Origin of the sequence: Crenothrix sp. (assembly GCF_043729335.1) — a bacterium.
Classification (GTDB): domain Bacteria; phylum Pseudomonadota; class Gammaproteobacteria; order Methylococcales; family Methylomonadaceae; genus Crenothrix.
The window spans coordinates 43186-51489 of sequence record NZ_JAYTLQ010000040.1; the positions used below are offsets into that span (position 1 = coordinate 43186).

At 45.0% G+C, this 8304-nt stretch carries 9 protein-coding genes and 1 tRNA gene; 3 read left to right on the plus strand and 7 right to left on the minus strand.

Annotated features, from left to right (window positions below; genetic code table 11):
* Position 1: 1 nt before the first annotated feature.
* From ACHZC4_RS09010 to hxlA, 4 genes are all read right to left on the minus strand, one after another.
* On the minus strand, positions 2-634 hold the full coding sequence (locus ACHZC4_RS09010) for a hypothetical protein (RefSeq protein WP_394753503.1): 633 nt from the start codon (positions 632-634) through the stop codon (positions 2-4).
* Positions 635-741: 107 nt separating this feature from the next.
* Positions 742-2736, minus strand: a complete 1995-nt coding sequence (gene tkt, locus ACHZC4_RS09015) for a transketolase (RefSeq protein ID WP_394753504.1) — start codon at positions 2734-2736, stop codon at positions 742-744.
* Between the two features lie 145 nt (positions 2737-2881).
* Complete coding sequence (gene hxlB / locus ACHZC4_RS09020) at positions 2882-3415, minus strand: 6-phospho-3-hexuloisomerase (protein ID WP_394753505.1); 534 nt, start codon at positions 3413-3415, stop codon at positions 2882-2884.
* A 17-nt stretch (positions 3416-3432) separates the two neighbouring features.
* Positions 3433-4074: a 3-hexulose-6-phosphate synthase gene (gene hxlA / locus ACHZC4_RS09025; protein WP_394753506.1), complete on the minus strand. Its 642-nt coding sequence runs from the start codon at positions 4072-4074 to the stop codon at positions 3433-3435.
* A gap of 337 nt (positions 4075-4411) precedes the next feature.
* Here hxlA and ACHZC4_RS09030 point away from each other — a divergent pair, with 337 nt between their 5' ends.
* Both ACHZC4_RS09030 and dhaK read left to right on the plus strand, forming a co-directional pair.
* Positions 4412-5245, plus strand: a complete 834-nt coding sequence (locus ACHZC4_RS09030; RefSeq protein WP_394753507.1) for an HAD-IIA family hydrolase — start codon at positions 4412-4414, stop codon at positions 5243-5245.
* A gap of 72 nt (positions 5246-5317) precedes the next feature.
* Positions 5318-6307, plus strand: coding sequence for a dihydroxyacetone kinase subunit DhaK (dhaK, locus tag ACHZC4_RS09035; protein WP_394753508.1), 990 nt, complete (start codon positions 5318-5320; stop codon positions 6305-6307).
* Here dhaK and dhaL read toward each other — a convergent pair.
* Positions 6290-6937 (minus strand): dihydroxyacetone kinase subunit DhaL, encoded by a 648-nt coding sequence (gene dhaL, locus ACHZC4_RS09040; protein WP_394753509.1) that lies wholly within the window; start codon positions 6935-6937, stop codon positions 6290-6292. The two genes, dhaK and dhaL, sit on opposite strands and share 18 nt — an antisense overlap.
* Positions 6938-7071: 134 nt before the next feature.
* Here dhaL and ACHZC4_RS09045 point away from each other — a divergent pair.
* A tRNA-Thr gene (locus ACHZC4_RS09045) sits at positions 7072-7147 on the plus strand.
* A gap of 270 nt (positions 7148-7417) precedes the next feature.
* Here ACHZC4_RS09045 and ACHZC4_RS09050 read toward each other — a convergent pair.
* Together ACHZC4_RS09050 and ACHZC4_RS09055 are read right to left on the minus strand one after the other, a co-directional pair.
* Positions 7418-7627 carry a hypothetical protein gene (locus ACHZC4_RS09050; protein WP_394753510.1) on the minus strand — a complete coding sequence of 70 codons (210 nt, stop codon included), beginning with the start codon at positions 7625-7627 and terminating at the stop codon, positions 7418-7420.
* Between the two features lie 126 nt (positions 7628-7753).
* Positions 7754-8161: a hypothetical protein gene (locus tag ACHZC4_RS09055; protein ID WP_394753511.1), complete on the minus strand. Its 408-nt coding sequence runs from the start codon at positions 8159-8161 to the stop codon at positions 7754-7756.
* Positions 8162-8304 lie beyond the last annotated feature (143 nt).

Sequence of the window (8304 nt, forward strand, 5' to 3'; positions counted from 1 at the left end):
ATTATCTCCGGTTACGTAGGTATTTTTCAACGCCAGTAGCGGCGCTAGCTTTTACCGATTGAACATGCTTATCTAAATAGCGGCTCACACCGGTACCTGAGGCTTTGCTCAAATACTTAGCAACGCCGGTCAATCCACCGCCGCCATTCGAATTACCTGCATTAGATGAGCTAGCTGAGGTTTTTTCTGATTTTGTACATTTACCACACTGACGGGTTTTAAAGAAGGCAACACCACCTAAAGCCATCACGATCAAGCCAGTCCAATAGCTGGTTGAAGTATCGGCAGGTGCTGCGGAATCAGCCGGTGCGGCACTCACTGTTGCTGAGCCAGCACTTGAACCCGATGAGGCAGCGGGCATTTTACTGGGCTTGTAATCAGGATCGTTATAAACAACTTGTGGCTCAAAATTGGCCGCAGGGTATTTATCGTCTGAAGCAGAGCTTGAGGCTTTAGCTGCTGGTGCAGCTTGGCTGCTGGTTGCAGACTTGCTGTCTTTGGCAATGTAAGCATCATCCGAATAAACTACGGACGGTTGGAAATCTGCAGCCGGATATTGGTCATCAGCACAGACAATGCCGCTGCTCAACACTAATACGGCTAATAGACCATTTTTCAAATTATTCTTTTTCACGTTGTTCACCTATGAGTCAAAAGAAGTGGTGAGGATTTCTGAATCTGTTGTCATCAGAAATTCTCACCTAATGGTATGTCGTAAGCTTTTCTAGTATCGTCTTAGGATTAAAGTACCATTTCGACGTGTTTTACTACGTTTTCAACGGTAAAGCCGAACTCTTTAAAGAGCTCGCCTGCCGGTGCAGACTCACCAAAACGATCCAAACCTACGATCTTGCCATTCGTGCCCACGTATTTCCACCAGCCATCAGTAACGCCCGCTTCCACCGCAACGCGTTGCGTAATGTTGGCAGGTAAAACAGATTCACGGTAAGCGGCATCTTGTGCATCGAAAATGTTGGTAGATGGCATTGAAACCACACGAATATTTTTACCCGCCGATCTTAATTGTTCAGCCGCTTTTACAGCCAATTCGACTTCAGAACCGGTAGCAATAATGATAGCATCAAGTTGTCCTTCGCTATCCGTCAAAATATAGCCACCACGAGATATTGCATCAATTTGTGTTTGCGTGCGTGGCATATGCGGTAAGTTCTGACGAGAGAACACTAAAATGGATGGGCCATTTTGATGTTCAATAGCCGCTTTCCAGGATATTGTAGTTTCAACAGCATCACATGGGCGCCACACTTGAATGCCTGGAATCAAACGCAAAGTCGCTGTTTGTTCAACTGGTTGATGAGTAGGGCCGTCTTCGCCAAGACCAATAGAGTCATGGGTATAAACAAAGATAGAGCGTATCTTCATCAACGATGCCATACGTAACGCGTTACGCGCATATTCAGAGAACATCAGGAAAGTTGCGCCAAACGGAATAACACCGCCATGCAAGGCCAGCCCATTCATAATGGCCGACATACCAAACTCACGGACACCATAATTGATGTAGTTAGCATCAGGTTTATTGGCACGCATGGGTCTATGACCTTTCCATTCTGTCATATTGGAACAGCCCAAGTCCGCAGAACCACCGAAAATTTCTGGCAGTAAATTAGCGAAACCTTCAATTGCAGATAAAGAAGATAGCCGCGTTGCCGTAGTTTTTGCTTCAGCGTTGATTGCCGCTACAAATGCATTCGCATCAGCAGCCCAATTTTTTGGCAAATCACCTGCCATACGGCGGGTAAATTCACTGGCTAATTCTGGGTGAGCAGTTTGATACGCGGAAAATTTTTCATCCCAGGCTTTTTCAGCAGCAACACCTTTGGTTTTAGCATCCCAGCCGGCATACACATTTTCTGGAATTACAAACGCTTCATGATCCCAGCCAAGTGCTGCTTTAGTGAGATTTATTTCGTCATGGCCTAATGCAGCACCATGACACGCATGAGAACCTGCTTTATTAGGGGAGCCAAAACCAATGGTTGTTTTGCAACAAATCAAAGTAGGCTTGTCGGTCATTGCTTTAGCTACGGTAATCGCTTTCGATATGGCTTGATGATCATGGCCATCGACATCAGCAATAACATGCCAGCCGTACGCTTCAAAACGCATGGGCGTGTTGTCGGTAAACCAGCCTTCCACATGTCCGTCAATGGAAATGCCATTGTCGTCCCAAAAAGCCATTAAATTACCCAGCCCCAACGTTCCGGCTAAAGAGCACGCTTCGTGAGAAATCCCTTCCATCAAACAGCCATCACCTAGGAATACATAGGTGTGATGGTCGACAATTTTATGCCCGTCTCTATTAAACTGTGCAGCCAATGCTTTTTCGGCAATAGCCATGCCGACCGCGTTGGTAATGCCCTGGCCTAGTGGGCCAGTGGTGGTTTCTACGCCAGGCGCATAACCGTATTCAGGGTGACCGGGGGTTTTTGAATGTAATTGACGGAATTGTTTTAATTCTTCAATGGGTAACGCATAACCGGTGAGGTGCAACAAGGAATAGATCAGCATTGATCCATGGCCATTAGACAACACGAATCGGTCACGATTTGACCAGCTTGGATTGGTCGGATTATGACTCATGAAGTCATTCCATAATACTTCAGCGATATCCGCCATCCCCATCGGGGCGCCCGGATGTCCAGAGTTTGCCTTTTGTACGGCATCCATGCTCAAAGCGCGTATGGCGTTCGCTAATTCTCGGCGCGAAGTCATATTGTTCCCCTTAAAATTTTCAATAAATAATTAAACACTGCGACACTTAAATTATTGTTATGTATCACGAAATTCCCTGACGACAAAGATCATTCAGCATGACAAGCGGAGCGGATAACCCTAACAGTTATCCGCTCTACTGAGATTATTCCAAGTTAGCGTGGCGCTCTCTCATCACTTCTTCGGTAATTCCCTTATCGTGGATAATGTGGGAAACAGTAGCTTCCAGGAAAACCAATGTTGACAGCTCAAACACTGTCCCCATCGGCATACCTAACAGTTTGCCATACTGGTCCGCGCTACCAATGGTGAATACAGCTTCTGCCATATCGCCAATGGTGGAACTACTTTTTGCAGAGATCAAAATAATGCTTGCGCCTATTTTCTTAGCACTTTTAGTGAATGCTATCAATTGCTCGGTTTCTCCAGAGCCAGAGATAATAATCAGTAGGTCGCCATTCTTAATGCTCGGTGTAACCACTTCACCAACAACACTGACATCGTAACCGCTGTGTACCAGTCTCATTGCAAAAAAGTTACCGACGAGCTTAGAACGTCCTGCACCAGCGATATAAATACGCTTAGCATTATCTAGAAGCTGAGTCAGCTTTCCATCATACGAACTATCGGTTGCCTCAAGAATACTTGAAATTTTGTCTATGATAAGCTTCTGATGCATGTGTTTGACTCTCTGTATTATACAGCGTCAACCAATTCACGAATTTCACGTGCTGATTCAGCAGGAGATGGCGCACCGTAGATAGCAGCACCAACAACGATAATGTTCGCGCCGGCTCTAACAACGTCTTGTACGGTAGATTGCTTAATACCACCAGCCACTGAAATTCTAACGGGCAAACCTAATCTAGCGATGTCATTCAAATCACCAAATGGAGTATCGCCAGCTGCTTGAGCATCAAGACCTGTATGGATACCGACAATTTGAGCGCCAGCTTCCGCAGTTGCGCGTGCACAAGCCACTTTATCAGAAACGTTAATCAAATCGATTTGCGCTTCAGCACCGTGTGCGTTAGCTGCTTTAATAACACCTTTGCAAGTGGCAAGGCCAGATACACCCAGAACGGTGCAAATGTCCGCGCCTGCTGCGTAAAATGGTGTTGCTTCGTATTCGCCAGCATCCATTGTTTTAAGATCAACTAAAAGCAATTTATCTGGAAATTTAGCTCTTAATGCTTTAACCAGATTAACACCGTTGTGTTTAATGCAAGGTGTGCCAATTTCAAAAATATCAACGTGTGGCGCAACTTGCTCTGCAAGCGCAACGGTTTGGTCGAAATCCAATGAGTCTAAGGCCATTTGAATTAAGGGTCTTGCCATGATATACACTCCAAAATGATTAAATAGTTATTGTTGATTACATATTCTTTATGCGGCAGTAACTGTAAAGTAGAAAGGGGACACATGTCAATGCCCAATACTTAACACCGACTATTGAATCTACAAAATACGGCTGCCCAAGCAACATAATAATACTTCAAAAATCACAACACAAATATTAAAAATTTGTAGTAGCAATATGTGCGGATTTTAGTGTTTTACCGTCGAGTGTTTCAACACTGAAAAATACATAATCCAAAGATATGCTCTATAATGCCTGCCGCGTTTTAACGGATTAGCCGCCATATAAAATCAAAAACTAACGAGAGTACTATTTATGAAAGCTCTAACTGATGTGCGTGCTCTCATCATCGATATGGATGGCGTATTATGGCATGGCACCACGCCACTGCCTGGATTGCCCGATTTTTTCCAGACGCTCCGCACTCTGGGCATTCGCTTTATTTTGGCTACCAACAATGCCAGCCTAACGCAAATGCAGTATGTCACTAAACTGGCAAACATGGGCGTCACCGTCGCACTGCATGAAATTTTCACTTCCGCCATGGCAACAGCGTTTTATTTGGCTGAAAACAATAATCCGCTAACAACACGGGTATTTGTAGTGGGCGAAGAAGGTGCTACGCAGCCATTAATCGAACGCGGCTTTACCTTAACGGGGCTATATGAAATCAAAAAGCCCAGCGATCCTTCCCAAAAAGGCGCTGATATTGTGGTGTGTGGAAAAGATCAAACCTTAACCTGGGATAAATTAGCCACGGCTACGTTAAATATACGCGCAGGCGCACAATTTATCGCAACCAATGCAGACACCACTTTGCCGACAGAACACGGCATTACCTTAGGGAATGGTGCAATTTTAGCGGCATTGCAAGTCGCAACCGGTGTTGCCCCGATTTGTATTGGTAAACCCGAACCTATAATGTATCAACAAGCCATGAAAATTTTAGGATCTGATCCTGCTGAAACCATAGCCATCGGTGATCGCCTGGAAACTGATATTCTTGGCGCAGTGCGGGCTAATATTCGGAGTATCATGGTGTTAACAGGAATATCTAGCGAGGCCGATTTAAATGCCTTAGATTACCAGCCCACCTGGGTTATGCCAGATATTATTGCCGTCACGCAGGCCTTGCAGAACATGGCTTGAGCGGGAAAAACGCAGGGTTTAACTATCTTGTGAACCGTTAAAATTACTCAGTTAACGAGCTCTAATGCGCCTATGAAAAAACTAATTAATGACGTGGATACTTTACTGGATGAGAGTTTAAGCGGTTTTGCTAAAGCCCATGCTGATATTATTCAACTTAGCAGTCAGCCGCATTTTGTGCGCCGATTGCAGGCCAAGACTTCTGGTAAAGTGGTGCTTATTTCCGGTGGTGGTTCTGGGCATGAGCCTTTGCACACGGGTTTTGTAGGATTAGGTATGTTGGATGCTGCCTGCCCTGGACAAATATTCACCTCCCCTACGCCAGATCAAATGCTGGCCGCAGCACAGGCACTTGAAAATGACGCTGGCGTGTTATTTATCGTTAAAAATTATGCCGGTGATGTCATGAGTTTTGAAATTGCCGCTGAAATGCTGGATTATCCCAATGCCACCGTGTTGGTTTCTGATGATGTATCACTGGACAAAAATCACAGCACAGGGCGGCGCGGCGTGGCAGGCACGCTGATTGTGGAGAAAATGCTCGGCGCGGCGGCAGAAAATGGCGCGGATTTGGCTTTTTGTAAATCTTTAGGCGATCGCATTAACCAGCACACCGCATCAATGGGTGTTGCGCTGACCAGTTGCACTGTACCGGCATTGGGCAAGCCGACTTTTCATCTGGATGATAATCAAATTGAAATGGGCGTAGGCATACATGGCGAACATGGACGAGAAACAGTGGGTTTAATGGTGGCCACGGATATTGTAGAACGCTTGCTAATAACAATTACCGATGGCTTACAGCTCAAGCCAGGGCAGCAGGTGCTATTGCATGTCAACGGTTTTGGCGCTACGCCGTTGATGGAGTTGTACCTGATCTATGATCTCGCTAGCCAATTCCTACAAAAGCTGGGGCTTAGCATAGTGCGTTCTTTGGTGGGGAATTACACGACATCATTGGATATGGCGGGTTGCTCACTCACGTTAACAATTGTTGATGATGAACTAATACGCTTATGGGATGCGCCAGTGCATACCGCCTCCTTAAGGTGGGGATGTTAAATGTGCCAGCAATACATCAACCACGGCGCAAATAATTAGCTGACTGCTCATGGCGCCAGCATCGATATGGCCTTTGCTGCGCTCCCCTAAAAAAGATGCTCGTCCTTTAGTGGCCAGCATGTCGCGTGTTGATTCCCTACCCATTATCGCCACCTGTTTGGTTTGTACTAGCAACGTCGATAATGGCATAGACACTGCCGCGGACTTTTGTAAGTATTCTGCGACCGGCACTAAAACATCCAGCATGGTTTTTTCGCCCACATCTGATTTGCCCCGGTGCTTAACGGCTTCAACTGCCTGTGTAAATACTTCTGAAAATCGCTGCACATTCATATCTTTACCTAATGCCATTTTGCCCATAGCTAGAAACAATGTGGCATATAAAGAACCAGATGCACCGCCCACAGCAGTCATCACTGTCATGCCTATTTTTTGCCATGCGGCAGGCCAATCTAATTGGCTAAGGTCTACTCTTTGTGTCATCAGTGTCGCAAGCCCGCGCTGCAGATTAGTGACGTGATCACCATCGCCGATAGCTTGATCTAGCAAGGTGATTTTATCGGAATTTTTTGTAATAGCCTCTGTTACGGCTTCAATTAATTCAGGTAAAAATGAGGGTGTAAGTAGCATGATTTTTCCCTATGCAGGCTAAGACCTGATGAGCATAGCTTGAAATCCAAACCATTGTCTAGTGGCTAAGTTGTATCTTTGTGCATAAGTAGAATCTACAGCTATTTTAGACTAAAATTAAGCATGTAAACTTTGCCGATGTAGCTCAGTTGGTAGAGCAACTGATTCGTAATCAGTAGGTCGAGGGTTCGACTCCCTTCATTGGCTCCAATAAAATCAAGTTGTTAGTCGTGTTGTATGGCTATTAAGTTCTACAAAAAGCACGGATTACGCTTTTTGGTGACGGCTATAGTTACGGTTATTTCTGCCGCTGCAATCCATAATGATCGCCTGAAACAATTCAACGCCAATAATAGAAGTTTCTTATTTGGCGTTGTGCTAAATCACCTAGGCTGGGTATATTTTCGCGATTCTCACGATTCTCGCGATTGATAAGTTTTGCCAGCGCCGTGTAAAACTTTCAAACCATGTTCACAGACTTTAATCGGTTGAAAGCTTGTCTATTAAGGGGCGTGTCTGGGCTTCGTTTTGTGGGAAAACTTCGTGTTTTTTCTCCACAATTGTGGAGTTTTCGGCAGACAATTTAAGGATAAATTCAGCAGTATTTATTAATTGATAACCTCGGCTTTCAGAATAATTCCACCGCTTTTCCAGGTATTCTAAAAACGTGCCGTACTTTTCTTTGTACAAACCCTCGTCTTTTTTGTCGCCAATTGGCGAGTTTTTAGCGCTAGAAAACCCTTATCCATTGCGGGTTGTAGCGGTTTTGTACGCAAAAAAAAGCCACCTGTTACAGTGGCCTTGTTTGGTTAATGATTAAGCCATCGCCGCCTCAAGCCTGTTAAGCAGTTCGTTTGTAGCACAATGGCGTATTGCGGCTAAACTTTCATAATCCACGGCCAGGGTCGAATCGGGGTTGTCTTTTTCAACCTTGACAATCAACCACTCAAAATCACCTATTTCCTTGCACAGTTCCTGTAATTCCTGCGCGATACCGCCGGACTGTTGCGCGGTAAACATCGCCGCGTCAGAAACATCCGGGTAATAATCCTTCAAAAATTCAGCGCTTTTTAAATCAGATTCTTGCGCTGAGTCCAGCGCTTCAAGTGCCGACAATTCCGCATATTCCACTGCCGCGCTAGCCCATCTAATTTCGGCTTGTTTAACAATCTGGTGTGATTCGGCTATTTTATCAAAGTTGTAAAATTTAACCGCCCGTTGCAACTTGATTGCATTAACTGGATTAATCGGTGTGATATTGCCTTTAACGGGTGCTGATTTAATTAGATGTTCTTAAGCACAAATCTGAGTCCCAAATTGGTCAACCTTATCCCAAAACTGTTGCCACCGACCCTTTGTCTGAATTA

Bases quoted from the DNA above. Each gene is read 5' to 3' on its own strand.
- hxlB (WP_394753505.1), bottom strand. From the start codon at position 3,415: ATGCATCAGAAGCTTATCATAGACAAAATTTCAAGTATTCTTGAGGCA.
- dhaK (WP_394753508.1), top strand. From the start codon at position 5,318: ATGAAAAAACTAATTAATGACGTGGATACTTTACTGGATGAGAGTTTA.
- ACHZC4_RS09030 (WP_394753507.1), top strand. From the start codon at position 4,412: ATGAAAGCTCTAACTGATGTGCGTGCTCTCATCATCGATATGGATGGC.
- hxlA (WP_394753506.1), bottom strand. From the start codon at position 4,074: ATGGCAAGACCCTTAATTCAAATGGCCTTAGACTCATTGGATTTCGAC.
- tkt (WP_394753504.1), bottom strand. From the start codon at position 2,736: ATGACTTCGCGCCGAGAATTAGCGAACGCCATACGCGCTTTGAGCATG.
- dhaL (WP_394753509.1), bottom strand. From the start codon at position 6,937: ATGCTACTTACACCCTCATTTTTACCTGAATTAATTGAAGCCGTAACA.